This window comes from Streptomyces sp. NPDC048191 (genome assembly GCF_040652655.1).
GTDB lineage: Bacteria > Actinomycetota > Actinomycetes > Streptomycetales > Streptomycetaceae > Streptomyces.
Genome location: NZ_JBEZMO010000003.1, coordinates 388,749 through 414,340 on the forward strand (window position 1 = coordinate 388,749; position 25,592 = coordinate 414,340).

Annotated in this window: 26 protein-coding genes; 14 read left to right on the forward strand and 12 right to left on the reverse strand. The window is 71.6% G+C overall.

Annotation, left to right across the window (positions count from 1 at the left end; genetic code table 11):
- Positions 1-22: 22 nt before the first annotated feature.
- Together serC and AB0D93_RS07570 are read left to right on the forward strand one after the other, a co-directional pair.
- Complete coding sequence (gene serC / locus AB0D93_RS07565) at positions 23-1,141, forward strand: phosphoserine transaminase (RefSeq protein ID WP_362114527.1); 1,119 nt, start codon at positions 23-25, stop codon at positions 1,139-1,141.
- A 112-nt stretch (positions 1,142-1,253) separates the two neighbouring features.
- Positions 1,254-1,973 carry a hypothetical protein gene (locus AB0D93_RS07570; RefSeq protein WP_362114530.1) on the forward strand — a complete coding sequence of 240 codons (720 nt, stop codon included), beginning with the start codon at positions 1,254-1,256 and terminating at the stop codon, positions 1,971-1,973.
- Between the two features lie 69 nt (positions 1,974-2,042).
- Here the strand turns inward: AB0D93_RS07570 and AB0D93_RS07575 are convergent, their stop codons facing one another.
- Positions 2,043-3,008: a WD40 repeat domain-containing protein gene (locus AB0D93_RS07575; RefSeq protein ID WP_362114533.1), complete on the reverse strand. Its 966-nt coding sequence runs from the start codon at positions 3,006-3,008 to the stop codon at positions 2,043-2,045.
- 98 nt (positions 3,009-3,106) lie between these two features.
- Between AB0D93_RS07575 and AB0D93_RS07580 the strand changes: the two genes are divergently transcribed.
- The 3 genes from AB0D93_RS07580 to AB0D93_RS07590 all read left to right on the forward strand — a co-directional run bounded on the left by AB0D93_RS07580 (position 3,107) and on the right by AB0D93_RS07590 (position 5,523).
- Positions 3,107-3,790, forward strand: coding sequence for a GDSL-type esterase/lipase family protein (locus AB0D93_RS07580; RefSeq protein ID WP_362114536.1), 684 nt, complete (start codon positions 3,107-3,109; stop codon positions 3,788-3,790).
- 88 nt (positions 3,791-3,878) lie between these two features.
- Positions 3,879-4,472 carry a Uma2 family endonuclease gene (locus AB0D93_RS07585; protein ID WP_362114539.1) on the forward strand — a complete coding sequence of 198 codons (594 nt, stop codon included), beginning with the start codon at positions 3,879-3,881 and terminating at the stop codon, positions 4,470-4,472.
- A 61-nt stretch (positions 4,473-4,533) separates the two neighbouring features.
- Positions 4,534-5,523: an aldo/keto reductase gene (locus AB0D93_RS07590; RefSeq protein ID WP_362114542.1), complete on the forward strand. Its 990-nt coding sequence runs from the start codon at positions 4,534-4,536 to the stop codon at positions 5,521-5,523.
- Between the two features lie 182 nt (positions 5,524-5,705).
- Here AB0D93_RS07590 and thpR read toward each other — a convergent pair whose 3' ends face one another.
- Entirely contained in the window at positions 5,706-6,278 is a 573-nt protein-coding gene (thpR, locus tag AB0D93_RS07595) for an RNA 2',3'-cyclic phosphodiesterase (RefSeq protein WP_362114545.1), read from the reverse strand.
- Positions 6,279-6,317: 39 nt separating this feature from the next.
- Between thpR and AB0D93_RS07600 the strand changes: the two genes are divergently transcribed.
- Positions 6,318-6,839, forward strand: coding sequence for a GNAT family N-acetyltransferase (locus AB0D93_RS07600; RefSeq protein ID WP_362114548.1), 522 nt, complete (start codon positions 6,318-6,320; stop codon positions 6,837-6,839).
- A 34-nt stretch (positions 6,840-6,873) separates the two neighbouring features.
- On the opposite strand, the gene AB0D93_RS07605 is transcribed toward AB0D93_RS07600, so the two are convergent.
- The 3 genes from AB0D93_RS07605 to AB0D93_RS07615 all read right to left on the reverse strand — a co-directional run bounded on the left by AB0D93_RS07605 (position 6,874) and on the right by AB0D93_RS07615 (position 9,962).
- A complete protein-coding gene (locus AB0D93_RS07605) occupies positions 6,874-8,025 on the reverse strand; it encodes a TIGR03118 family protein (RefSeq protein ID WP_362114551.1) in 1,152 nt (383 codons plus the stop codon).
- Between the two features lie 126 nt (positions 8,026-8,151).
- Complete coding sequence (locus tag AB0D93_RS07610) at positions 8,152-9,423, reverse strand: MFS transporter (RefSeq protein WP_362115104.1); 1,272 nt, start codon at positions 9,421-9,423, stop codon at positions 8,152-8,154.
- Between the two features lie 101 nt (positions 9,424-9,524).
- Positions 9,525-9,962, reverse strand: a complete 438-nt coding sequence (locus AB0D93_RS07615; protein WP_076087155.1) for a MarR family transcriptional regulator — start codon at positions 9,960-9,962, stop codon at positions 9,525-9,527.
- Positions 9,963-10,117: 155 nt separating this feature from the next.
- Between AB0D93_RS07615 and AB0D93_RS07620 the strand changes: the two genes are divergently transcribed.
- A complete protein-coding gene (locus AB0D93_RS07620; protein ID WP_362114555.1) occupies positions 10,118-10,300 on the forward strand; it encodes a ribbon-helix-helix protein, CopG family in 183 nt (60 codons plus the stop codon).
- Between the two features lie 19 nt (positions 10,301-10,319).
- On the opposite strand, the gene AB0D93_RS07625 is transcribed toward AB0D93_RS07620, so the two are convergent.
- The gene (locus AB0D93_RS07625; RefSeq protein WP_362114558.1) at positions 10,320-11,771 is read right to left on the reverse strand and encodes an NCS2 family permease; all 1,452 of its coding nucleotides are present in this window, start codon (positions 11,769-11,771) and stop codon (positions 10,320-10,322) included.
- A gap of 170 nt (positions 11,772-11,941) precedes the next feature.
- Between AB0D93_RS07625 and AB0D93_RS07630 the strand changes: the two genes are divergently transcribed.
- Positions 11,942-12,208 carry a DUF2530 domain-containing protein gene (locus AB0D93_RS07630; RefSeq protein WP_362114561.1) on the forward strand — a complete coding sequence of 89 codons (267 nt, stop codon included), beginning with the start codon at positions 11,942-11,944 and terminating at the stop codon, positions 12,206-12,208.
- A gap of 94 nt (positions 12,209-12,302) precedes the next feature.
- Positions 12,303-14,699: an HAD-IC family P-type ATPase gene (locus AB0D93_RS07635; RefSeq protein WP_362114564.1), complete on the forward strand. Its 2,397-nt coding sequence runs from the start codon at positions 12,303-12,305 to the stop codon at positions 14,697-14,699.
- Positions 14,700-14,777: 78 nt separating this feature from the next.
- Here the strand turns inward: AB0D93_RS07635 and AB0D93_RS07640 are convergent, their stop codons facing one another.
- From AB0D93_RS07640 to AB0D93_RS07655, 4 genes are all read right to left on the reverse strand, one after another.
- The gene (locus AB0D93_RS07640) at positions 14,778-15,713 is read right to left on the reverse strand and encodes a hypothetical protein (protein WP_362114567.1); all 936 of its coding nucleotides are present in this window, start codon (positions 15,711-15,713) and stop codon (positions 14,778-14,780) included.
- Between the two features lie 67 nt (positions 15,714-15,780).
- A complete protein-coding gene (locus AB0D93_RS07645; protein WP_362115126.1) occupies positions 15,781-15,963 on the reverse strand; it encodes a hypothetical protein in 183 nt (60 codons plus the stop codon).
- 108 nt (positions 15,964-16,071) lie between these two features.
- Positions 16,072-19,221 (reverse strand): molecular chaperone Hsp90, encoded by a 3,150-nt coding sequence (locus AB0D93_RS07650; protein ID WP_362114570.1) that lies wholly within the window; start codon positions 19,219-19,221, stop codon positions 16,072-16,074.
- Positions 19,222-19,313: 92 nt separating this feature from the next.
- Positions 19,314-20,240, reverse strand: coding sequence for a DUF3027 domain-containing protein (locus AB0D93_RS07655; protein WP_362114573.1), 927 nt, complete (start codon positions 20,238-20,240; stop codon positions 19,314-19,316).
- A 291-nt stretch (positions 20,241-20,531) separates the two neighbouring features.
- On the opposite strand from AB0D93_RS07655, the gene AB0D93_RS07660 reads away from it, so the two are divergent.
- From AB0D93_RS07660 to AB0D93_RS07675, 4 genes are all read left to right on the forward strand, one after another.
- Complete coding sequence (locus AB0D93_RS07660; protein WP_362114576.1) at positions 20,532-21,938, forward strand: MFS transporter; 1,407 nt, start codon at positions 20,532-20,534, stop codon at positions 21,936-21,938.
- Between the two features lie 164 nt (positions 21,939-22,102).
- Entirely contained in the window at positions 22,103-22,576 is a 474-nt protein-coding gene (locus AB0D93_RS07665; protein ID WP_362114579.1) for a DUF2771 domain-containing protein, read from the forward strand.
- Positions 22,549-23,295, forward strand: a complete 747-nt coding sequence (locus tag AB0D93_RS07670; RefSeq protein WP_362114582.1) for a futalosine hydrolase — start codon at positions 22,549-22,551, stop codon at positions 23,293-23,295. Before AB0D93_RS07665 ends, AB0D93_RS07670 begins: the two co-directional genes overlap by 28 nt.
- Positions 23,285-24,139: a 1,4-dihydroxy-6-naphthoate synthase gene (locus AB0D93_RS07675; protein WP_362114585.1), complete on the forward strand. Its 855-nt coding sequence runs from the start codon at positions 23,285-23,287 to the stop codon at positions 24,137-24,139. Before AB0D93_RS07670 ends, AB0D93_RS07675 begins: the two co-directional genes overlap by 11 nt.
- 7 nt (positions 24,140-24,146) lie before the next feature.
- Here the strand turns inward: AB0D93_RS07675 and AB0D93_RS07680 are convergent, their stop codons facing one another.
- Positions 24,147-24,530 (reverse strand): cold-shock protein, encoded by a 384-nt coding sequence (locus tag AB0D93_RS07680; protein ID WP_362114589.1) that lies wholly within the window; start codon positions 24,528-24,530, stop codon positions 24,147-24,149.
- A 177-nt stretch (positions 24,531-24,707) separates the two neighbouring features.
- Between AB0D93_RS07680 and AB0D93_RS07685 the strand changes: the two genes are divergently transcribed.
- Positions 24,708-24,956, forward strand: coding sequence for a hypothetical protein (locus tag AB0D93_RS07685; RefSeq protein ID WP_362114592.1), 249 nt, complete (start codon positions 24,708-24,710; stop codon positions 24,954-24,956).
- Here the strand turns inward: AB0D93_RS07685 and AB0D93_RS07690 are convergent.
- Positions 24,935-25,558 (reverse strand): HAD family hydrolase, encoded by a 624-nt coding sequence (locus AB0D93_RS07690; protein WP_362114595.1) that lies wholly within the window; start codon positions 25,556-25,558, stop codon positions 24,935-24,937. The two genes, AB0D93_RS07685 and AB0D93_RS07690, sit on opposite strands and share 22 nt — an antisense overlap.
- Between the last annotated feature and the right edge of the window lie 34 nt (positions 25,559-25,592).

A 25,592-nucleotide genomic window follows, 5' to 3' on the forward strand; every position in this document is an offset into this window, starting at 1 on the left:
CCCACCGGATACCCTCCGACTCGTGGCCGACATCCAGATTCCCGCTGACATCAAGCCCGCCGACGGACGATTCGGCGCGGGCCCCTCCAAGGTGCGCACCGAGGCGTTGGACGCCCTCGCCGCCACCGGTACGTCCCTGATGGGCACCTCCCACCGCCAGGCGCCCGTCAAGAACCTGGTCGGCAAGGTCCGCGAGGGCATCTCCGAACTGTTCTCCCTGCCCGAGGGCTACGAGGTGATCCTCGGCAACGGCGGCTCGACCGCCTTCTGGGACATCGCCACCCACGGAGTGATCGAGAACAAGTCCCAGCACCTCAGCTTCGGCGAGTTCTCCTCCAAGTTCGCCAAGGCCGCCAAGCTCGCCCCCTGGCTGGCCGAGCCCACCGTCGTCTCCGCCGACCCCGGCACCCACCCCGAGGCGCGGGCCGAGGCCGGCGTCGACGTGTACGCCTTCACCCACAACGAGACCTCGACGGGCGTCGCGATGCCCATCAAGCGTGTCGAAGGCGCGGACCCCGGTTCCCTGGTCCTCGTGGACGCCACCTCCGGCGCGGGCGGCCTCCCGGTCGACATCGCCGAGACCGACATCTACTACTTCGCCCCGCAGAAGTCCTTCGCCTCCGACGGCGGCCTGTGGATCGGCGTCTTCTCCCCGGCCGCGATCGAACGCGCCGAGCGCGTCCACGCCTCCGGCCGCCACGTTCCGGAGTTCTTCTCGCTGCCCACGGCGATCGACAACTCCCGCAAGAACCAGACGTACAACACCCCGGCCCTCGCCACCCTGTTCCTGCTGAACCAGCAGCTGGAGTGGCTCAACGGCCAGGGCGGTCTGGCCTGGTCCACGGCCCGCACCAAGGACTCCTCGACCCGGCTGTACTCCTGGGCGGAGGAGTCCAAGTACGCCACCCCGTTCGTCGCCGACCCGGCCAAGCGCTCGCAGGTCATCGGCACGATCGACTTCTCCGACGAGATCGACGCGGCCGCGGTCGCCAAGGTGCTGCGCGCCAACGGCGTCGTGGACACCGAGCCGTACCGCAAGCTCGGCCGCAACCAGCTGCGCATCGCGATGTTCCCGGCGATCGACCCGGCGGACGTCGAGGCGCTGACGCACTGCGTCGACTACGTGATCGAGAAGCTGTAGCCGCTTCTCGCCCACGGGGACGAAGGGCGCCCGGCGGATCACCTTCCGCCGGGCGCCCTTCGTCCCCGGAGATCAAGTTCCGCTTTCCGCCGGTTTTCCAGATACTTCTGGTATGTCAGCCGACTTCGTACGTCACCGCCGCTCTCTGCTGACCGCCTCGGCACTCCTGGGCACCCTGGGCGCCACCGCCCTCCTGCCGCCGGCGACCGCCTCGGCCACCCCCACCGCCGGTGCCGCCGCGGGCCCGTCCGCACGCTACGCGGGCGAGGCCGTCGCCATCGGCCAGGACATGGTCGCCGTCCTGCGCGACGACCCCCGCGCCGGCGGCCCCGAGGCATGGATCCGCGCCGTGCCGGCGCACTGGCGGCAGGGCGACGCCTACATGTACCGCGTCCTGACCAGGCTCGACCAGGCCCACGGCACGGCCCGGGAACGTGGCCTCTCGCTGAGCCTGGTGGGTGCCGGCGGCTCCGCTCCGGTGCTCCGGGTGACCTCCGCCGAGGGCGGCACGCACACCTTCCCGCTCCCCAGGGCCGGCACCCCCGACGCGCGGGGCTGCACGCTCGTCCAGGAGTCGTCCATCGGCGCGGGCACCGTCGCCGTGCTGAGCAACGGTCCCCGTGGCCCCGAGGCGTTCTTCAAGAACGCGGGGGACGGCACGCGCGTCGCCGGTGTCGTCGACCGGGCGCACCCCGCGCTGCCGGAGAGCGCCGGCTTCGTCGCCCGCATCGTGAACCCCTACGGGCCCAACCCCGAGCTCCTCACCACCATGGAGGGCGGTGGCCACCCCGCGGGCACGACGGACTTCCCGGCGCCCGGCTGTGTGAAGTGACGCGGTGGGCCCGAAGTCGCGGGCCACACGCCGAACCGCTCCGCGGGCCTCCGCGTCGCAGCCGGTGCCTCAGCCCCGCCGCCGCACCAGCCGCAATCCGAACAGCGCGACCAGCCCGACGGCGACGACGGCCGCGCCGACCTTCAGGCCGCTGTCGCCGCTCCCGCCCCCGGCCGTGCCCGAAGCACCGCCCGCCGAGGGCGACTTGGACGCCGGCCGCCCCGGCGCGTCCTTCGCCACGACCTCGCTGTCCGCCCCCTCGCTGCTGTACAGCAGCCTGGTCCCGTCGGCGGAGTAGGTGACACCCTCGCCCTGCCCCTGCAGGGGCACGTCGAGCCGGCCCTCGCGCTTGATGCGGCCGCCGTTCCAGTCGTAGTAGATCCCGCCGAAGTAGCCGCGCACGGCGAGCTGCCGCCCGTCGGGCGAGAAGGCCGCGTCCGTGGCCCACAGGTCGACGGGGGCGACCGGCTCGAAGACGTTCGCGCCGGATGTGGACAGGGTGGCCGGGCCCTCGTACAGGTGCCCCCCGTCCTCCTTCTTGTCGATGATGTAGACCCGCCCCGTCCTGGGGTGGACGATCAGCGACTCGGCGTCCCGCGGCCCGTTCGCGTACTTCACGACGTACTGCGTGGCGGTGACCGTCCGGTCCCGCAGCTCCTTCGGCTCGGGCAGCCGGTAGATCCACACGTACGGCCACTTGCCGCCGAGGTTGTCGCCGATGTCGCCCAGGTAGATCTCGTTGTGCGGCCCGATGGAGATGGCCTCGACGTCCCGCGGGGAGCCGATGCCGCGCAGGGTGATCCGGGCGACGGTCTTCCCGGTCCGGCCGTCCACGGCGTAGATGTACGGCCCGTCACCGCTGTCGTTGTGCGTCCAGTAGATGCCGGGATGGAGGCGGGAGGCCGCGAGCCCGCTGGACTCGGCGATCCGCGGGTCCTTGAAGGTGAAGCCCTGGTCACCCTCGGCGGCCGACGCGGGCACGGCGAGCGCGCCCACGAGCAGGGCCCCGGCGAGGACGGCGAACGATCGACGCATGGCCCAAGCCTGCCACTGTCTCCGGGAGTTCCCCGGCCCCGCCCGGACGTGGTGGGCCTCACATCCCACCGCAACCCGTGATCGTCCATCATGAGCGGATGCTCAGGTTCATGCCCGTAGGCGACTCCATGACGATCGGAAGCGCGGGCGAACACACATGGCGTTACCGGCTGTGGCGGCATCTGTGCGACACGCACGACGGCCCGTTCACCTTCGTCGGCCCTCGTGAGGAGCTGTACGACAAGTCCGCCGACGCCCCGACGTCGTACGCGTACGCCGACCCCCGCTTCCCGCGCCACCACCTGGCCGGCTGGGGCGAGGGCTGGCTGCACATGGCCCCCCTGATCGGCGACGCGGTACGGGAGCACCGGGCGGACGTGCTCCTGGTCTCCCTCGGCCTGATCGACCTGGGCTTCTACACCAACGCCGAACAGACGGCGGACAACGTGCGCGCCTTCGTCGCGGCGGCCCGGGAGGCCGACCCGCGCGTCCGCATGGTCCTGCTGCCGGTGATCCCGAACATCCGCGCCGAGCGCGACGCCCCGTTCGCCGAGCAGGTGGACCTCTTCAACGTCCTGCTGGCGAAGTGCGCGGCCGACCTGGACGAACCCCGGTCGCCGATCCTGCTGGCCTCGCCGCCGGAGTCGTACGACATCCACACCGACACCTACGACGGCACGCATCCCAACGCCAGTGGAGAGCACCGGATCGCGGGGGCGTTCGCGGGGGCGATGTGGGAGGCGTGGGGGGTCGGACAGGCGTACGCGGCCGGAACAGGTTGACCTATTTCCGGCGTCTCCTCGTCACCGTGCGTATCGTTGAACCGCGCGGCTGCACTCGTGCGTGGGGCAGCCGGGGAGGAGCGCCACGATGACCGTCCTTGAAGACAGGATCGAAATGGCCGACGCCGACGCCAACACCAGGAGTCTGGACGAGTGGTTCGAGCGGCTTGAGCGTATGCCCGTCCCCGAGGGATACAGGGTCGAGATCGTCGGGGGCAACGTCCATATGACGCCGCAGCGGGACAGTCATTGGCTGCTCATCCGCGAGTTCCTTTGGGCTCTCGAGGACAGGTTCGGGAGGAAGATCAAGGTGTTCTCGGACGTCCGGATCGACTTCCCGGGCCACGAGAACGGCTTCTGCCCGGACATCGCCTTGCTCAAGGACTCGGCGAAGACGGACGACACGGGCCACTGGCGTTACCAGGACGTCGTGTTCGTCGCCGAGGTCATCTCCGAGGGAACGGCCCAGAACGACTACGGGCCCAAGAAGACCGCGTACGCGGTTGCCGAGGTTCCGCTCTACATCGTCGCTGACCCGTACCAGGGTCGCTGCTACGTCTACACCGACCCCAAGGACGGGGACTACGAGACCAGGACCCCGGTCGACTTCGGTACCGACATCGACCTGACCGGCACCGTCGTCGACCTAACCCTCAAAACCGACGAATTCCCCCGCGACTGACCCCCCGTTCGCCCCGAAAGCCCTTGCTTCGAGCGCACTCCAAGCCGTTGGCTGGAGGACCATGGAGTACACGCAGCTTGGACGCACGGGACTCAAGGTCAGTCGGCTCGTCCTCGGGACGATGAACTTCGGGCCCCAGACCGACGAATCCGACAGCCACGCCATCATGGACGCGGCGCTGGACGCCGGCATCAACTTCTTCGACACCGCCAACGTGTACGGGTGGGGTGAGAACAAGGGGCGGACCGAGAGCATCATCGGCAACTGGTTCGCCCAGGGCGGCGATCGCCGGGACAAGGTCGTCCTCGCCACCAAGGTCTACGGCAACATGGGCGCCGACGGCCAGGCCTGGCCCAACCACGACAAGCTCTCCGCGCTGAACATCCGCCGGGCCGTGGACGCCAGCCTGAAGCGGCTGCGGACCGACCACATCGACCTCTACCAGTTCCACCACATCGACCGGAACACCCCGTTCGAGGAGATCTGGCAGGCGATCGACACCCTGGTCCAGCAGGGGAAGATCCTCTACGCGGGCTCCAGCAACTTCCCGGGCTACAAGATCGCCCAGGCCAACGAGACCGCCGCCCGCCGCGGCACCCTCGGGCTGGTCAGCGAGCAGTGCCTGTACAACCTCGCCGAGCGGCGCGCCGAGATGGAGGTCATCCCGGCCGCGCAGGACTACGGCCTCGGGGTCATCCCCTGGTCGCCGCTGCACGGCGGCCTGCTCGGCGGGATCATCAAGAAGGAGGTCCAGGGCGGCCGCCGTGCCACCGGCCGGGCCGCCGACACCCTCAAGGACGCCACGGCCCGCGCCCAGGTCCAGGCGTACGAGGACCTGCTCGACAAGCACGGCCTGGAGCCCGGCGAGGTGGCCCTGGCCTGGCTGCTCAGCCGCCCGGGCGTGACCGGACCCATCGTCGGCCCGCGGACGGCCGAGCAGCTGGAGTCGGCGATCAGGTCCGTCGAGCTGGAGCTGAGCGAGGAGCTGCTGGCCGGACTGGACGATATCTTCCCGGGCCCGGGCCCGTCGCCGGAAGCCTTCGCCTGGTAGGACCGGGGGCAGCCGTACCAGGGGCGCGGCCGGGCACGACGGCGTCGCAGCCGGCGAACCGGCCGCGGTCCCCCGAATCCAGGGGCTACCTGACCGCCGCAGCCGCGGCGACCACAACGAACATCAGAACAAGCACACCGGCCATGATCCGGTTCCGGGTTTTCGGGTCCACGCGACCGAGCCTAACCAACCCCGGCGAGCTCCCAGCGGGCGACCGCCTCGTACCGCGGCTGCTCCCCCGGCACCCCGGACCGCGGCAGATTGCTCCGCACCAGCACCAGCTCGTCCACCGTCCAGGTGCTGCCGGCGAACCCGTGGAGCAGCTCGACATACGGCCGTACGTCCACCGAGTCCCGGCTGCGCGCCACCGTCAGGTGGGCCTTGTAGCGCCGGTGCTCCCCCATGGACACGCCCGCCTTCCGCGCCGCCGACTCCGCCCGGTCGGCCAGCAGCCGCAGCGCCTCCACCTCACCGTGGGCACCCGTCCACAGGGCCCTTCCGTGCCCGAACTGCCCGCCGCCGGACAGGGCCAGGTCGAAGGGGGCGGTGCGCCGGGCCGCGCGGGCCAGGCGGTCCGACAGCCCGGGTACGAGGTCGTCGGCGACCTCGCCGTAGAACGCGAGGGTGAAGTGCCAGCCCGGGCGGCCCGTCCAGCGCAGCCGGTCCGCGCCGGGCAGTGCCCTCAACCGGTCGACCTCGACGGCGAGTTCATGGACGACGCGCTCCGGCGGGAGCACCGCGGCGAAGAGTCTCATGCCTTCACCTTGGCAGACGGCGGTCGGCAAGATGAGCCCATGCCGATCACCATCCGCGAAGGCGGCCCCGACGACCTCCCCGTGATACTCGCCATGCTCGACAGCAGTGTGGAGTGGCTGGTCTCACAGGGACGCACCGAGCAGTGGGGCACCGAGCCGCTGTCGCAGCGCCCGAGGACCGTGGAGTCGGTCGTCGGGTACATGGACGAGGGCACCGCGTACCTCGCCGAGATCGACGGTGTGCCGGCCGCCACGCTCATCCTCACCGACGCGCCCGGCGCCTATCTGTCCCGTCTCCCGTCGCCCGGCGAGCCCGAGCGGTACATCCACTGGCTCGCCTCCGACCGCCGTTTCAAGGGGCGCGGTGCCGGTGCCGCCCTGCTCGCCCACGCGGCCGAGGTGACCCGGCGGGCCGGGGTCTCCCTGCTGCGGGTGGACTGCTACGCGGGTGCCGACGGCAAGCTGGTCGCCTACTACGAGGCCAACGGCTTCACCCCGACACAGACGTACACCGCCGGTGAGAACGACTGGCCGGGGCAGGTGCTCGCCCGGAGGGTGTGACCACCCGGCGAGCACCCCGGGTGCGGCCGACGGGTCAGGGCTCGGCGCGCAGGGTGCCGAGCAGCCCGTGCGCCTCGTCCTCGATCCCCGCGGCGAACCAGACGCTGTCCTGGCCGCCGGACCGGGCGGTGCCCCGTTGCAGGCCCCACAGGCCCTCGATCTCGATGGGCCGCCCGCCGGGGTCCTTCAGGGTTCCCTCGAAGCGGCCGCTTCTCAGGTCGAAGGCGTGGATGCGGCCGTCCCCGAAGTTGCCGACGAGCAGGTCCCCGGCGAACCTCCCGAACCCCGCGGGAGCCGTTTCCAGGCCCCAGGGCGAGTTGAGCACGCCCCCGCCGGCGAAGTGCTGGAGGAGCTTGCCCCTGGTGCTGAACACGTCGATGAAGCCGTTGCCCGGCCCGGGGACGTCGTCCTCCTTGTCCGCGTCCTGCTTGGCGTAGGTGACGAAGACCCTGCCGTGGATGTTCTTGACGTCGAAGGGCGCGAAGCCGTCGGGGAGGTCCGGGTCCTGGAAGGCGCCGTCGGGCTGCTCGACCTGGCGGAAGTCGGTGTCGAAGGCGTCGATGCGCGCGTCGCGGAAGTTGGCGACGAGGATGCGCGGCTGGTGCCGGTCGCCCTCCGCGGCCTTCCACACGTGGTCCACGAGCGTCAGGCCCTTGAAGACGGCGTCGTCCTCCTGCGCGACCTGCACGCCCTCCGCCGGGAGCACGTCCGGGTCGAAGGCGAAGAGGCCGCCGTGCTCCCCGGCGAACACGTACCGCGCGGGAGCGGAGTGCCCGGCCGCGCCGAAGCGGAAACCGGGGGTGTCGTTGCGCACGATCCCGGTCGGGTCGGCGGACTCGGGGAGGTGGACGACGGGAGAGAGGAAGTCGACCGGCCGGTCGTCCTGGGCGCCCGCGTACACGGTGGACGTGCTGGTGCCGTTGTTGGAGACCCGGATCGCACCGTTGGGGGTGCGCACCAGCCCCCAGGGGTTCACGAGGTTCGGGTCCTGCGTCTCCGCTGTGCCCGGGAGGTCGGAGACGAGGTCGCGCTCCTGGAAACCGTGGCCGCTCGTGCGCGGCGCGTCCCCGACGGCCCCGGCTGGCAGGGCGGCGGCGAGCGCGCCGACCGTGCCCAGGGCCAGCGCGACCGCGGTCAGCCGCCGCAAGCGGGAGCGGTGCCTCGGGGGCGAAGCCAGTGTTGCCATGCGGATGCTCCTGTTCCCATACCCGTACCAATGGGGCGTACTGGCAGAAGTCATCTCATGGGATGGCAATCGCACCGGCCATCGACACGCAGCCGCACTCGGTACGGGGACGCGCCACGGCGGTTCCTACGCCGCCGTGGCCAGCTCCTCCCGCTCCCTCGGCACGAACCGGACCCGCGGGTGGCCGTGATGCCAGCCCACCGTCAGCCGCAGCCCGCCGATGCGGGCCAGGAGCAGGCCGACCGTGCCGGCCGCGGCGGCGGAGACGATGCCGCCGAGGGCGAAGCCGACCCGGGCGCCGTAGGTGTCGGTGATCCAGCCGACGAGCGGCGCGCCCAGGGGCGTACCGCCCATGAACACCATCATGAACAGGGACATCACCCGGCCGCGCATGGCCGGGTCGGTGGCCATCTGCACGGCGGTGTTCGCCGTGACGTTGACGGTCAGGCCGAAGATCCCGATCGGGACCATGAGCAGCGCGAACAGCCAGTACGACGGGGCCAGTGCGGCCACGGTCTCCAGCGTGCCGAAGGCCAGCGCGGCCGCGGTCAGGATGCGCAGCCGGGCCGTGCCGCGCCGGGCGGCCAGCAGGGCGCCGGCCAGGGAACCGACGGCCATCAGGGTGTTGAAGAGGCTGTAGGAGCCGGCACCGGAGTGGAAGACGTCGTCCGCGTAGGCCGACAGCCACACCGGGAAGTTGAAGCCGAAGGTGCCGATGAACCCGACCAGCACGATCGGCCAGATCAGCTCAGGGCGGTCGGCCACGTACCGCAGGCCCTCGCGCAGCTGCCCCTTCCCCCTGGGCGCGCGCCGGACCACGTGCAGCTCACGGGCGCGCATCAGCAGCAGGCCGGCGATGGGGGCCGCGAAGGACAGGCCGTTGGCGAGGAACGCCCAGCCGGTACCCACGCCGGTGATCATCAGACCGGCGACGGCCGGCCCGACCAGGCGGGCGGACTGGAAGTTCGCCGAGTTCAGGCTGACCGCGTTCTGCAGCTGGTCGGCACCGACCAGCTCCGAGACGAAGGACTGGCGGGCCGGGTTGTCGACCACGGTCGCGAGGCCGACGGCGAAGGCGGCGAGGTAGACGTGCCAGACCTGGACGTGGCCGGTGAGGGTCAGCGCGGCGAGTGCGAGACCGGCCAGGGCCATCGACGACTGGGTCACCAGCAGCGTGGGGCGCTTGGGCAGACGGTCGACCAGGACACCGCCGTAGAGGCCGAAGAGGAGCATCGGCAGGAACTGCAGGGCGGTCGTGATGCCCACGGCCGCGGAGGAGCCGGTGAGGCTGAGGACGAGCCAGTCCTGGGCGATGCGCTGCATCCAGGTGCCGGTGTTGGAGACGACCTGGCCGATGAAGAACAGACGGTAGTTCCTGATCTTCAACGAGCTGAACATCGAGGACTTGCGGGCGGTGGGGGTGGTAGTGGCGGTCGGTGCGGGGGCGGAAGGTGTTCCGGATCCCGTACTCAAACGAGTTCGCCTCCTCGATCAGCGGTTTACAGGTGTGCGAGCTTCTCCAGCACGGGGGCGGCGGCGCGCAGTGCGGCCCACTCGTCCTCGTCGAGGCCCTCGACCAGGCCGGCCAGGAAGGCGTTGCGCTTGCGGCGGCTCTCCTCGAGCATCGCCTCGGCCTGCTCGGTCTGGGTGACGACCTTCTGGCGCCGGTCCTCGGGATGCGGCTCCAGCCGGACCAGCCCCTTGGCCTCGAGCAGCGCGACGATGCGGGTCATCGACGGCGGCTGGACGTGCTCCTTGCGGGCGAGCTCGCCCGGTGTGGCCGAGCCGCAGCGGAAGAGGGTGCCGAGCACCGACATCTCGGTGGGGCTCAGCGACTCGTCGACCCGCTGGTGCTTGAGCCGACGGGACAGCCGCATCACGGCGGAGCGGAGGGAGTTCACGGCGGCAGCGTCGTCGCCATGGGTGAGGTCCGGCATGTTCTTTAGAGTAACTCATTACCCTCCCTAAAGACCACCGCGACACGCCCTCGATGCCCGTGACCCTGGCCACTGAACCTTTCGATCACCCATATGAGTGAGTCGGTTCCGTAAAGTGACGCGCCGGACCGCCGGATGTGGCGACCCTCGTACCCATGGGGACCACTGTGCTCAGCCTGCGGATAGACGGGGAGCTGCTCGAACGGCTCCGGCAGCACGCGGCGAAAAGAGGAATGAGCGTCCAGGACTATGTCGTCCGGACGCTCATTCGCGATGACTTCGACGAGCGGTTCCAGGCCGCCGTCGAGGAGACGGAGCGGTTCTACGGCGTCACCTGACGCCCCGCGGTGCCGGGGCTCAGGTCAGCCCCAGGGCCGGCATCAGGTAGTAGAAGGCGAAGACCGCCGAGACGACGTACATCGCGACCGGGATCTCCCGGGCCCGCCCGGCCGCCAGGCGCAGCACCGTGAAGGTGATGAAGCCCATGCCGATGCCGTTGGTGATCGAGTAGGTGAACGGCATCATCAGCATCGTCACGAACGCCGGGATCGCGATCGTGTAGTCGGCCCAGTCGATCTCCTTGATGGAGTTCGACAGGATCAGGAAGCCGACCGCGATCAGCGCCGGGGTCGCCGCCTGGGACGGGACCATCGTGGCGACGGGGGTGAGGAACAGCGCGACGGCGAAGAGACCGCCCGTGACGACGTTCGCGAGGCCCGTGCGGGCACCCTCGCCGACACCGGCCGTGGACTCCACGAACGCGGTGGTGGCCGAGGAGGAGCTGGCGCCGCCCGCCGCGACCGCGAGGCCGTCGATGAAGAGGACCTTGTTGATGCCCGGCATGTAGCCCTCGGCGTCGGTCAGCTTGGCCTCGTCGCTGACGCCCATGATCGTGCCCATCGCGTCGAAGAAGCACGACAGCAGGACCGTGAAGACGAAGAGGACGCCGGTCAGCACGCCGACCTTGGAGAAACCGCCGAACAGGCTGACGTGGCCGACCAGGCCGAAGTCGGGGCTGGCGACCGGGTTGCCCGGCCACTTCGGGACCGTCAGACCCCAGGACGGGATCGTGGTGACCGCGTTGAGGATCACCGCGAGGACGGTCATGCCGACGATCGAGATCAGGATCGCGCCCGGCACCTTGCGGACGATCAGCGCGAAGGTCAGCAGCGCGCCCAGGATGAAGACCAGCACCGGCCAGCCGTGCAGATGGCCGCCGACACCGAGCTGCAGCGGGACGGTCGTCTGGGCGGCGTCCGGCATACGGGTGACGAAGCCGGAGTCGACCAGGCCGATCAGCATGATGAACAGACCGATACCGATCGAGATCGCCTTGCGCAGACCGAAGGGCACGGCGTTCATCACGCGCTCGCGCAGGCCCGTGGCGACCAGCAGCATGACCACGAAACCGGCCAGCACGACCATGCCCATGGCGTCCGGCCAGGACATCCGGGGCGCGAGCTGCAGGGCGACGACCGAGTTCACGCCGAGCCCGGCGGCGAGCGCGATCGGGACGTTGCCGATGACACCCATGAGCAGGGTGGTGAACGCGGCCGTCAGCGCGGTCGCCGTCACCAGCTGGCCGTTGTCCAGGTGATGCCCGTACATGTCCTTCGCGCTGCCGAGGATGATCGGGTTCAGCACGATGATGTACGCCATCGCGAAGAAGGTGGCGAAACCGCCGCGGACCTCGCGGGCGACGGAACTGCCGCGCTCGGAGATCCTGAAGTAGCGGTCGAGGGCGCCGTGGGCCGGTGCGCCCCCCGGCTTTTCGGGGGTGGGGGCCTTGGCCGGTGCCGAGGTGGGCATGCGGGACTCCATCACCAAAGCGGTTCCCCCGAGCCTCTTTGGAGTTTCATACGATCAGAAGTGGTCAAAGACAAACGGTTTCAGTATGAACGTATGAGTGCTAGATCGCTATCTCCGCGCGTAGACAACGGCGGCGCAAGGGGAGATCCGGGGCGCTCTAAGCTGTGCGCATGGCGAAGTGGACCCCGAAGCACGAGGCGCCGGAGCCCCTGGAGGGGCCCGTGGTCGCCACCATCACCGGCGGCACGATCGTGTGGTTCGTGCTCTTCCTGGTCCAGCTGCCGTTCTACGGCTGGTTCCACGACCACGGCCATCTGTGGTGGCTGTGGACCTGCCTGGCCGGCGGCGGCCTGGGGCTGATCGGCATCTGGTACGTGCGCAGGCGGGACGCCGCGATCAAGCGGGACGCGGCACTGCGGGCGACGGGCGCGAAGTAGCCGTACGACCTGCGCAGGACTCCGCTCCTCCCCAGGTCGGAAATCGGCACTGCTCGGCAGGTGAACGGACAGATCCGCACGTACCGTCGATGACATGAGCCATATGGACGCGGGTGCCGAACTCGACCCCGTGCACCCCGTGGCCCTGCCCAGGAGCCCGTCGGCCGGGTTGACCGCCGCCCAGGTCGCGGAACGCGTCGCCCGCGGCCAGGTCAACGACGTACCCGTGCGCAGCAGCCGTTCGCTCGGCGCGATCGTCCGGGCCAACGTCTTCACCCGGTTCAACGCGATCATCGGCGTGCTCTGGTTGATCACGCTGTTCGCCGCGCCCGTCCAGGACAGCCTCTTCGGCTTCGTCATCCTCGCCAACACCGGCATCGGCATCGTCCAGGAGTGGCGGGCCAAACAGACCCTCGACTCGCTCGCGGTGATCGGGGAGGCCCGGCCGACCGTACGCAGAGCCGGGACCGCCGTCGAAGTCGCCACAAACGAGATCGTCCTCGACGACCTGATCGAGATCGGGCCCGGCGACAAGATCGTCGTGGACGGGGTGTGCGCCGAGGCCGACGGGCTGGAGATCGACGAGTCGCTGCTCACCGGCGAGGCCGACCCCGTCGTCAAACGCCCCGGCGACCCGGTCATGTCCGGCAGCTTCGTGGTCGCGGGCGGCGGCGCCTTCACCGCGACCGAGGTCGGCCGCGAGGCCTACGCGGCCCGGCTCGCCGAGGAGGCCTCCCGCTTCACCCTGGTCCACTCCGAGCTGCGCACCGGCATCTCCACGATCCTCAAGTACGTCACCTGGATGATGGTCCCGGCCGCGATCGGCCTGGTCATCACCCAGCTCGTGGTCAAGAGCGACGACTTCAAGGACGCGGTCGCCCGCACGGTCGGCGGCATCGTCCCGATGGTCCCGGAGGGACTGGTCCTGCTCACCTCCGTCGCCTTCGCGATCGGCGTCATCCGGCTGGGCCGCAAGCAGTGCCTGGTGCAGGAGCTGCCGGCGATCGAGGGCCTGGCCCGCGTCGACACCGTCTGCCTGGACAAGACCGGCACCCTCACCGAGGGCGGCATGGACGTCACCGAGCTGCGCCCGCTCGACGGGGCCGACGAGGGGTACGTGCGCAGGGTGCTCGGCGCCCTCGGCGAGTCCGACCCGCGCCCCAACGCCTCCCTCCAGGCGATCATCGACGCCTACCCGGACAGCGAGGAATGGCGCTGCGTGGAGTCGCTGCCCTTCTCCTCGGCCCGCAAGTACAGCGGGGCCGCGTTCAGCGAGGGCGACGGGGAGACCAGCACCTGGCTGCTCGGCGCCCCGGACGTGCTGCTCGCCGACGACGACCCGGCCCTGGCCGAGACCGGGCGCCTCAACGAGCAGGGGCTGCGGGTGCTGCTGCTGGCCCGGGCCCGCCGCGATCTGGACGACCCCGAGCCGGCCCGCGGCGCCCGTCCCACCGCCCTCGTCGTCCTGGAGCAGCGGCTGCGGCCCGACGCGGCCGACACCCTGCGCTACTTCGCGGACCAGAACGTCCGCGCCAAGGTCATCTCCGGCGACAACGCGGTCTCGGTCGGCGCGGTGGCCGCCAAGCTGGGTCTCGAGGGGACGACCGTGGACGCGCGGCACCTGCCCGGGGACCGGGCCGGGACGGCGGACGCGCTGGACAAGGGGACGATCTTCGGGCGGGTCACCCCGCAACAGAAGCGGGACATGGTCGGGGCGCTGCAGTCGCGCGGGCACACGGTCGCGATGACCGGCGACGGCGTGAACGACGTGCTCGCGCTGAAGGACGCCGACATCGGGGTGGCCATGGGCTCCGGCTCGGAGGCGACGCGGGCGGTGGCGCAGATCGTGCTGCTGGACAACAGCTTCGCGAGCCTGCCGTCGGTGGTCGGCGAGGGGCGCCGGGTGATCGGCAACATCACCCGGGTCGCGACGTTGTTCCTGGTGAAGACCGTGTACTCGGTGCTGCTGGCCGTCCTGGTGGTGTGCTCGCAGGTCGAGTACCCCTTCCTGCCCAGGCACCTGACCATGCTGTCCACCCTGACCATCGGCGTCCCGGCGTTCTTCCTGGCCCTGGCGCCGAACAGGGAACGCGCGAAACCGCACTTCGTGCGCAGGGTCATGCGGTACTCGGTGCCGGGTGGCGTGGTGGCCGGGTCGGCGACCTTCGTCACGTATCTGATCGCCCGCCATCACTACACCGGGAGCGGTCAGTTGGGTGCCGAGACGAGCGCGGCGACGCTGACCCTCTTCCTGGTCTCCCTGTGGATCCTGGCGATCGTCGCCCGCCCCTACACCTGGTGGCGGGTGACCCTGGTGGTCGCGATGGGAGCGGCGTTCCTGCTGGTCCTGGCCGTGCCGGCACTGCAGGGGTTCTTCGCGCTGAAGCTGGTGGGCGTCACCATGCCGTGGACCGCCGTCGGCATCGCGGTGGTGGCGGCGGCCGCCCTGGAGTTCCTGTGGAAGTGGGTCGCCCGCCGCTTCCCCGACTAGGGGCCCGCGGAGAAGACGTGCGAGGAAACGTTCCGGCTCCGGGAGCGGCACGCGCTCCCGGAGCCGGAACCGTCCTGCTTACTGCACGTCGACGAAGTCACCCGCGGCGTTGACCGCCGGGGTGGTCGTGGTGCCCGCGAAGGAGTAGCGGTAGTAGCCGTCGACCGACGCCGTGGTCGTGGTCTTCAGGTTGCCCGTGGAGTCCGTCTTGATGGTCTTCAGCGTGGTGTAGGTGCTGGAGCCCTTCTTGCGGAACTGCAGCTTCACCGACTGACCGGTGTAGCCGTGGTAGTGGTGGTCCTCCCAGTTGGCCCGGGCGAGCTTGCCGGTGACCGTGATGGTCCGGCCCTTCGTCACCGGCTCCGGGGAGGCGTTGACCGTCAGCGTGGAGTTGCGCTGGACCAGCGTCGTGCCGAGGCCGCCCTGGTCGGCGTAACCGACCTTGGTGATGTCGAAGTCGGCGCTGTTCGGGTCCTGGCCGTTGTACGCGATGGCGAGGGCCGCACCGTGCCACGTACCGGCGTCGGAGTTCACGAGCTCCTCGTCGTCCGGGCCGGGGTAGATGTCGATCAGGCCCGTGCAGCTGGCCGTGGTCGACGAGGTGATCTTGCAGGTGGCCGGGGCGTTGCCGAACAGCATGTTGTCCGGCGTGTCGTACGAGCCCTTGTAGAGGTAGGGGCCGGTGACGAAGTCGTCGGCGGTGATGTCGACGTCCGACCCGTGGGTCAACGTGTAGGTGACCGTGGTGGAGACGTGGTTCGTCGTCCCGACCTTGACCGCGCCGGCGATCTTGAAGTTGGAGAAGGTGACGTCCATCGCGTACGGCGAGCCGCTGTCGTCCGAGGCGGCGAACGCGGTCTTGCCGGAGGAGGCGCCGTGGGCGGCCTCGCGGAGCTTGAGGATGTCGGCCTTGGACGGCGTCGCGGAGCCGTCGGCGGCGTGGGCGGCCGGCACGACGAAGGCGGAGAGGGCCAGGGCGCCGGAGACGGCGGCCACGGTGGCACGAATACGCATGCGTTCCCCTGTAGGGAGAAGGTGGACACGAGGTCCAAGTGATCGTGGAGTCAGTCGACTCGCGTGATCAGACCGGTGAGGCAATGGAGTGGTTGTACGACTGAAGCCATGAGTTTCCGGCGGATGCACCGGGCGTCCACTGCACGTCCACGAAGTCGCCGGCGGCGCTGACCGCGGAGGTGGTCGAGTTACCCGCGAAGGAGAAGCGGTGGTAGCCGTCGGCGACGGCGACAGAGGCGCGGATACGCATGTGTTCCCCTGCGTGCGTAGTGACTGGTGAGCCGGTCGGCTCCGGTGGTCAGACCCGGCACACAGGGGAACGGTGGGGAGCTGTGAAGCCAGGTCCGCCGCGGCGTCGTCAGTCGAACCAGCGGTCCCGGGCCAGTTCCTCCGTCCGTGAGGGGTCCTCCAGCAGGGCCGCCACCTCGAAGCGCCGCGGCCACTGCCCCGCCGCCCACGCCAGTCCGGCCGCGACGCCCTCCAGCGTGGCCGCGTGCAGCACGCCGTCGTCGGTGAGCCGCCAGTCGATCTCCACGCCGTCCACGACGAGTTCCTCGTGCTCGACGTACGTCCGCGGTGTCCGCGGGCCGAGCAGCACCCGCACCGGCTCCGGCACGTCGTGCTCGGTGCCCTCGGAGTGCACCTCACCGGTGACGGACTCGCTCAGCCGCCGCACCTGGAACAGCTCCGCCAGCTCGGCCGCCCGGGCCGGCCGGACGGGCAGCAGCGGCACCCCGGAGGTGAACGGCAGCAGGTCGGGCGAGTCGACCACGACCGCCTCCCCCGCGTCCACGACCTCCACCCGGCCGTCGACCACCGCCCGCAACTCGTCCGGCAGCGTCACCTGATCGGGGTCCAGCTCGGCCAACGCCCCGTACAGTCCGTGCAGTTGGGCCGGGGTGACCGGCCTTTCCGGATCGGCCAGGCGGTCCAGCAGCTCGGCGGCGCCGCCGGGCTCGTCCAGCAGGGCGCCCACCGAGGTGCGCACGCCCAGGGCCCGCAGCACCTGCTCGTCCTCGAACCCGGCCGCGTCGGCCTCGTCGTACAGGCCGCGCAGCAGCGGATCCCCGCCGGCCGCGAGCAGACCGGCGGGCCGGCGACCGTCGAGCACCGGATGCCCGCGCAGCCACCACGCCGTGTACGGCCGTACGATCTCGTGGGTGCCGTCGTGCAGCAGCACGCGGACCGGCTGGGTGAGGGCGTCCCGCAGCGGGGGCTGGGCGAGCAGCGCGAGCGCCTCGGGCCAGTGCTCGTCGTCCACCAGGTCCAGGTCGCGTACGGCGATCAGCTCGGTGGCGACCGGAGGCACCGGGCTGTCCGGGAAGCGGTCGAGGATGTCCTCGCTCCACACGTCGACGGCGTCCAGCAGCCCGGCGTCGTCGGGTTCGGCGAAGTCGCTCTCCCGGGGCTCCAGTTCGTCCGGGTCGAGGACGACGTCGGTGGCGCGGACCAGCGCGAAGTTCGCGAGCACCCCGCAGGCGGTCAGCGGCTGCTCGCCCCACTTGTCGGCCAGGTCACGGTCGACCGCGGCCAGTTCGCCCTCGCGGATCACGCGGGCGAAGGCGCTGCCGGGAAGGACCAGCTCACCCGCGGGGGCCGGCTCACCGTCCTCGTCGGGGAGCGCGAGCGCCCCCAGCCAGGGCTCGTCACCCGGTTCCAGCGCCGCGTCCCGGACCAACGACAGGACGGTGTCGGCCAGTTCCTCGGCGTCCGGAGCGTCGTCCTCCCATCCGCCGGCCGCGCCCTCCTCGTCCAGCGAGGCGGCCACCGCGGCCCGCACCTGCGGGGTGGTGAGCACCGCGCGCGGGGTCGCGGGCAGCGCGCCCAGCTTCTCCAGCAGCGGGTGCACGGCGTCCTCGTGGGCCACCTTCAGACCGAGCCGCCCGAGCACGTCCGCGTCGAGGCGGGCGCCGTCCGGGGTGGGCAGCAGCACCTGCCGGGGCCCGATGGTGGTCCGCCCGTCGGCAAGCGGCACGGGAAGGCCGGACAGCCGGTCGGGGTCGACCCCGGCGAGGCTGTCGTAGAGCCGCCACCACCAGTCCGGGTCCTTCTCCAGCCCGGCGAGCCGGTCGACGGCGTCGGCGAGCCGCAGCCGGGCGACCCCGAGGGTGCGCAGCTCGGCCCGCCGCTCCAGACCGGCGGGAAGGAGCGTGGGCAGCACCTCGGCGAGCACCCGCACGGTGGCCGCCCCGGCGCCCTCCACGACCTCGGCGTCCCGCGGCCGCAGCGCCTCCGGCAACTCGTCGTCCCCCTTCGCGACGACGGCCGGGGGCAGGAAGGCGGTACGCGGCAACCGCTCCAGCACGGCCTGCCGCAGCGCCCCGTCCAGCTCGCCCTTGCCGAGCGGTCCCGGTACGAGGTCGATGATCCCGTCGGTCACCGGCCGCCAGTCGGCGAGCAGTTCGGCGTAGGCGTCGGCGGCGCGCTGCACCAGGAAGTCGGTGAGCGGGCCGGGGGCCGTGCGCCGGCGGGTGGTGTCGAGGGGGAAGGAGGCGATGAGGAGGGCGGGAACGCCGAGGGGCTCGTCACTGGGGGTCGGCGCGTGCACGACGGGGGACGTACGGGGCCGCACCGGGCGCCCTTCCGCGTCCTCGGGCACGGCCCAGGTCACCGACCAGTGGGGGCGCAGCCGCTCCTCCACGGGCCGGTCGGCGAGCAGGTCCGGGGTGAGCGGCCCGTGGGCGGACGCGGTACGCCACCGGGTGGTGCCCTCGCGCGAGTCCTCCACGACGACGACGGCGCCCTCGGTACGGCGCCGCAGCACCCGCCGCTCCTCGCCCCCGGCCTCCACCACGACTTCCTCCAGACCCGGCAGGGCGAGGAGCAGGGCATCGTCGACGGCGTTCAGCAGCCGCTCGGCGAGATCGCCGGCGGCCGTGTCGCGCAGGGGCAGGATGACCGCGGTGTCGTACGGGTCCGGGGCCGTGCCCTCGGCGGCGAAGGGCAGCCGGAGCAGCGGCACATGCCCGTCCCGGCGCCGGACCTCGTCCCCGAGCCCGGGACTGTGCCGGGCGGTCTCGGCGGACTGCTCCCGCGCCTCGGCGAGGGACCAGCGGACACCCCCGTGCCGCCCCACGATCGCGGGTTCGTCGGTCACCGCGAGTACGGCGGCGAAGCCGACGCCGAACCGCCCGACGGCGCCCTGGGTCACCTCGGTGTCCCGCTTGGCGGAGGCCCGCAGGGTGGAGAGCGACTCCACTCCGGCGGCGTCCAGCGGGGCACCGGTGTTGGCGGCGACGAGGACGCCGTCCCGGAGGGTGAGCCTGAGCCGCCCCGGCACGCGTGCCCGGGCGGCGGCGTCGGCGGCGTTCTGCGCCAGCTCGACGACGAGCCGGTCCCGGTAGCCGCCGAGGACCAGGTCCTCCTCGGCGTTGGCGTCCTCGCGGAACCGGGCGGGGCTGGTGGCCCAGGCGTCGAGAACACCACGGCGCAGCCGGGCCGTCCCGAAGGGATCGGCACCCTCGGCCGCCGGCCGCACGTACTTGCTGCTCACGTTCACACTCCTCATCGGCGTGAGGAGAAGGTACCGCCCGCACCGGCAGCCGACCGAAGGGAGAGGTCAGGCCCGGGACGCGGCGGTCTCGCGGCGGCGGCCGGTGCTCAGGAGTGGCCCAGTTCCGCCGTCTCCTCGTCGCCGGCCTCCGGGACCGAGCCCGAGTCGCGGGCCGGGCGGAGCGGGAAGGGGTCCACCCGGGTCTCGTCGATGACCGGCGGGGCCGGCTGCGGGGGCTTGGGCATGACCGCGGCCTCCGAGTGGCCGCCGCAGCCGTAGGACAGGGAGACCACCCGGCCGTCGGCCGGGGAGAACTCGTTGGCGCAGACGCCGAAGGCCTGGCCGAGGGAGCCGCCGATGGGCGTGAGGAAGCCACAGGTCTGGCAGGTCGCCGGGGCCGCCTGGGCCATCGCGGTCTTGGGGCCGTACGACTCCTCCCAGCGGTCGGCGGCGACGTGCAGGCCGTAGCGGGAGAGGACCCGGGCGCGGCGCATGCCCAGTTCCTCGGCGACCGCGGCGATCGAGCCCCGGGAGGGGGTCGTGGGCTGGACGGCCGGTGCGCCGGGCGTCACGTCGGCGTCCTCGGCCTCCGCCAGTTCCGCCATCTCGTGCGAGACCGCCGAGTTCGGCAGCGGCTCCTCCTCACCGGAGTAGCCGGGTTCCAGGCGCAGGTCGTCCTGGTCGGTGGGGAGCAGGTCGCCGGGGCCGAGGTCGCCAGGGCGCAGGCGCTCGCTCCACGGGACCCACTCGGGGGCGAGCAGGGCGTCGGGGCCGGGGAGGAGGACCACCTCGTCGAGGGTGACCACCTTGGCGCGGGAGGCGCGGGCCACGGTGACCGCCCAGCGCCAGCCGCGGTAGCCCAGTTCCTTGCACTCGAAGAAGTGCGTGACAACGCGGTCGCCCTCGGAGACGAGGCCGGCGTGCTCGCCGACCACGCCGGGCGCGGCGGCCTCTTCGGCGGCGGCGCGGGCGAGATCGACCGCCTCGGCGCACAGACGGTCGGGGGTGCGGCTTCGCGTTGTCGCTGCGCTCACAGGTATCGCTTCTCTCCTACGCCGTCTCGTCGAGTGCGGCTGCCTGAAGGCGGGCCTGCCGACGGAGCGGACCTGGGGACCGCATCGACGTCATGCATCCGCGCGCTCGGGCGCACCTCTGCCATCCATTCTGCGTTATGGCTGAGATACGCACGCTACACCGAACGAGATTCGTCGCTGCTACGCGGCATCTTTTCCCATCCTCTCCCACACCCGGCCGTCCTCGCGCCCGGAGCCCCCGCCCATCTCGGCCGTGCCGTACCGCACTACCGGCCGCCTTCTCGGGGCACTATGAAGCACGTGGCGACCGCGGACAGGCGTGGTGTTCGGGGTGGCGGCGCGAGCCGGGCCGGTGGCGCCGTCCGCTCCGTCGGGCGTGCCCTGCACTTTCCTGTCACCGGTGCCGCGCGGGGCATCCGCAAGGCCACGCACGCGCACGGTGCGGGCGAGTCGGGGCTCGGCAAGCTGATCGAGCTGCACGCGGTGAACGGCGCCGGCGATGTCATGATCACCGTGGCGCTGGCCTCCACCGTGTTCTTCTCCGTGCCGACGGACGAGGCGCGGGGGCGCGTCGCGCTGTACCTCGCCATCACCATGGCGCCGTTCACCGTCCTGGCCCCGGTCATCGGCCCCCTCCTGGACCGGCTGCCGCACGGCCGGCGGGCCGCGATGGCCGGGTCGATGCTGGTCCGTGCCCTGCTCGCGCTGGTGATCTCCGGAGCCGTGGCGAGCGGCAGCCTGGAGCTGTACCCGGCCGCGCTGGCGGTGCTGGTCGCGTCGAAGGCGTACGGGGTGGTCCGCAGCGCGGTCGTGCCGCGACTGCTGCCGCCCCGGTTCTCGCTGGTGAAGGCGAACTCCCGGGTCACCCTCGCCGGCCTGCTGGCCACCGGGGTCGCCGCGCCGGTCGCGGCGGGGCTGCACCAGGTCGGCGACCCCTGGCCGCTGTACGGCGCCTTCGTGATCTTCGTCGCGGGAATGTTCCTGTCGTTCACCCTGCCGCCCACGGTGGACTCGGCCAGGGGCGAGGCCGTGGCACTGCTGGCGGCCGACGAGCGGCATCTGCACGGGCCGCAGCGCCGCAGGGAGCAGGCGAAACGGCCGGGACTGCGGACCGTGGGGCCCGCCGTCACCCACGCCCTCGGCGCCAACGCCGGCCTGCGCTGCCTGTCCGGCTTCCTGATCTTCTTCCTCGCCTTCCTGCTGCGCGAGCATCCGCTGACCGGCGAGAGCGCGGCGGTCTCGCTGGGGATCGTCGGTGTCGCGGCCGGGGCGGGCAACGCCCTGGGTACGGCCGTCGGGGCCTGGCTGAGGTCACGCGCCCCGGAGATCATCATCGTGACCGTCGTCGCCGTGGTCCTCGGTACGGCGGTCGTGGCCGCCCTGTTCTTCGGGACGTTCCTGGTGGCCTGCCTCGCCGCCGTCGCCGGGTTCGCCCAGGCGCTGGCCAAGCTGGCCCTGGACGCGCTGATCCAGCGGGACGTGCCGGAGCTGGTGCGCACCTCGGCGTTCGCCCGCTCGGAGACGCTGCTGCAGATGGCGTGGGTGTTCGGCGGGGCCGTCGGCATCGTGCTGCCGCTGAACGGGACCGTGGGCCTGCTGGTCGGCGCGGCGTTCGTGGCGGTCGGCTGGCTGGCCACGCTGAAGGGCCTCCTCGCCTCGGCGCGCCAGGGCGGCCGCCAACGGCCCCGCGTGTCGTGACCGCCGCCGGCCGACGAACCGGACACTCCGACCCCGGCCGCGGGCACGGCCGGCGTAACGAACCGGACACCGTGCCCCCGGCCCAGGGCACGGCTGGCGTAACGAACCGGGCACGCCGCACCCCACGTGGGCGGACGGCTCCGGGCGCCCGATAGCCTTCGGCCATGACCACGCTGCAATCCGCTGTGCGACGCCGCCGCGCCGTCGCCGCCGCCGGCGCCGTTTCCGCCGGACTGCTCCTGCTTTCGGCCTGTGAGAAGCCGACGCCCGTCGCGACGGTCACCGTCGGCCGAAGCTCGGTCAACTCCGAAGCCATGTGCTACAACGACGGCAAGGCCCTGGACGCCAAGTCGCTCGCCCAGTGCGTCAAGAACGTCGACAAGGCCAAGTCGATCTCGGTGGACCAGGACGAGACGGTCCGCGTCGGTGTCGACCCGAAGATCGCGGACGCCGGCTGGGTCCTCCTGGTGAACGGCCAGCAGTTCACCGACGTCAGCAACAAGACCTACCGCACCATCCCGGGCAGCGCGTTCTTCAACCAGCAGTACGGCACCCAGGGCAACACCAACACGCTCACGATCCGCATGGGCGCGAAGGCCAACCAGGGCATGTGGTCGTTCAAGCTGAAGAAGGCCTGACCACGGCTTCCGCACGCGTCCTCGTGGCCACCGCCGTCCCGGTCGAACGGGACGCGGTGGCACGGGCCTTCCCCCCGGCCGTGACCGAGACACGGCTGCCCGGCGCCCTGCTGTGCCGTACCGCCACGGGCTGGGACCTGCTCGCCGCCGGTGTCGGCCCGGCCCTCGCCGCCGCCTCCACCGCCGGCGCCCTGACCGCCGCCGCCCTCGAAGGCGCCCCCTACGACCTGGTCGTCTGCGCCGGTATCGGTGGCGGCTTCCAGCCCGAGGCCCCCGTCGGCTCCCTCGTCGTCGCCGACGCGATCACCGTCGCCGACCTGGGCGCCGAGACCACCGACGGCTTCCTCGCGGTCACCGAACTGGGCTTCGGCACCGTCACCCACCGCCCGCCCCAACCGGCCGTACGCGCCGTGTCCGAGGCCACCGGCGCCCGTACCGGCACCATCCTCACCGTCTCCACCGTCACCGGCACCGCCGCCCGCGCCGCCGCCCTGCGCGCCCGGCACCCCGGCGCGCTCGCCGAGGGCATGGAGGGCTTCGGGGTGGCGGAGGCGGCCGCCGCGCACGGGGTGCCGGTGCTGGAACTGCGCGCGGTCTCCAATCCGGTGGGCCCGCGCGACCGCGCCGCCTGGCGCATCGGCGACGCCCTGACCGCCCTCACCGCGGCGTTCGGGAAGCTCCCGCCCGCACTGGAGAGTTGGAACCCACATGAGTCCTGAGAGCCGACCGCTGCAGATCGCGTACTCCCCCTGCCCGAACGACACCTTCGTCTTCGACGCCCTCGCCCACGGCAGGGTCCCCGGCGCCCCCGCGCTGGACGTGACCTTCGCCGACATCGACGTCACCAACGGCATGGCCGAGCGCGGCGAGTTCGACGTTCTGAAGGTGTCGTACGCCGTCCTGCCGTACGTCCTCGGCGAGTACGCGCTGCTGCCGTGCGGCGGGGCGCTGGGGCGGGGCTGCGGGCCGCTGGTGCTGACCCGCGAGGCCGGGCTGGACCTGACGGGGCGTACGGTCGCGGTGCCGAGCGAGCGGTCGACGGCGTACCTGCTGTTCCGGCTCTGGGCGGCCGACACCCTCCCCGGCGGGGTGGGCGAGATCGTCGTCATGCCGTTCCACGAGATCATGCCGGCCGTGCGGGACGGCAAGGTGGACGCCGGGCTCGTCATCCACGAGGCCCGGTTCACCTACCGGAACTACGGACTGCACAAGCTCGCCGACATGGGCGAGCACTGGGAGCGGACGACCGGCCTGCCGATCCCGCTGGGCGCGATCGTCGCCAAGCGCTCACTGGGGGCCGAGGCCCTCACCCGGCTCGCCGACTCCGTCCGGGCCTCCGTGCGGGCCGCCTGGGACGACCCCGAGGCCTCCCGGCCGTACGTCATGGCGCACGCCCAGGAGATGGACCCGGCCGTCGCCGACCAGCACATCGGGCTGTACGTCAACGAGTTCACCGCCGGTCTCGGGGAGGACGGTTACGCCGCGGTCCGCGGACTGCTCACACGTGCGGCGGCCGAGGGGCTGGTGCCGCCCCTCGGCCCGGATGCGCTCGCGTTCCCCTGACGGGTTCCTACACGTCCAACTGGTCGGCGACCGCCCGCAGCAGGCCGGCGATCTTCTTGCCGGACGCCTTGTCCGGGTACCGGCCCTTCTCGAGCATCGGCGTGATGTTCTCGAGAAGGGTCGTCAGGTCCTGCACGATCGAGGCCAGCTCGTCCGGCTTCTTGCGCTGGGCGGCGGCGACCGACGGCGTCGGATCCAGCACGGTCACCGACAGGGCCTGGTCACCGCGCTGACCGGCGACGACGCCGAACTCGACGCGCTGTCCCGGCTTGAGTACGTCGACTCCGGCGGGGAGAACAGAGGAATGGACGAAGACGTCACCGCCGTCGTCGCGGGAGAGAAAGCCGAAGCCCTTCTCACTGTTGAACCATTTGACACGCCCGGTCGGCACCGTCTGTCCTCGTCCTCGTGCTAGTTGGGGTACTGCTGCTTCTGCTGCTACGGAAAGTGCTCTTGACAGCACTAGAGCGGGTCGACAGTGACCCGCCGCTACCAAGCGTAATGGTCTCGGAGCGGGTGACAAGACGTCTCCCGGATGTTCTCTCGCGCTGGGAACTACCCTGGTGCGGTGCGTGACAAAACCCAAACGAATTCCGCCGCGCCCGGTGACCGGCTGATCCGTGCCGGTGCCATCGTGTTCTTCATCGGGGCCGCGGCCACGCTGGTCACGGTGGCCCCGCTGTTCCTCGGCGCAAAGCCTTTTCCGACGTATATGTACTGCATGAGCATGCTCATGGGCGTCGGTTTCCTGCTGGCCGGCGCGGGGGTGCTGCGCTCGGTGGCCGCGGGCCGCCGTCAGGCGCGCGCCGCCCGGTAGCCGGTCAGCCAGTCCGGGAAGGCGGACAGGTCGTCGAGGACGACGTCCGCACCGGCCGTGCGCAGTTCGTCGGCGGAGCAGGGGCCGGTCGCCACGGCGACGGACAGCGCTCGCGCGGTACGGGCACCGCGCACGTCCCCGACGTGGTCGCCGACGTACACACCGGCGTCGTACTCGCGCAGCGCCTCCGCCTTCCGCTCGGCCCACAGGTCGCCCACGACGACGTCCGGCTCGATGCCCAGGTGGCTCAGGTGCAGCTTGGCGTTGGGCTCGTACTTCGCCGTGACCACCATCGTCCGTCCGCCGGCCGCGCGCACCGCGGCCATCGCCTCACGGGCGCCGTCCATCGCGGGGGTCGCGGCGATGGCGATCGACGCGTACATCTCCCGGTACAGGTCGGCCATCGCGGGCACCTGCTCCACCGGGAACCAGTTGACCAGCTCCTCCGCGAGCGGCGGACCGAGCCGGGTCACCGCCAGATCGGCGTCGATGTACGTCCCGGTCCGCTCGGCCAGCGCCGTGTAGCAGGCGTGGATGCCGGGGCGGGAGTCTATGAGCGTCATGTCGAGGTCGAATCCGACGGTGAATGTCATATCGGCCATTGTGTCAGCGCCGTGGAAGTGGCCGTCCGCGGCC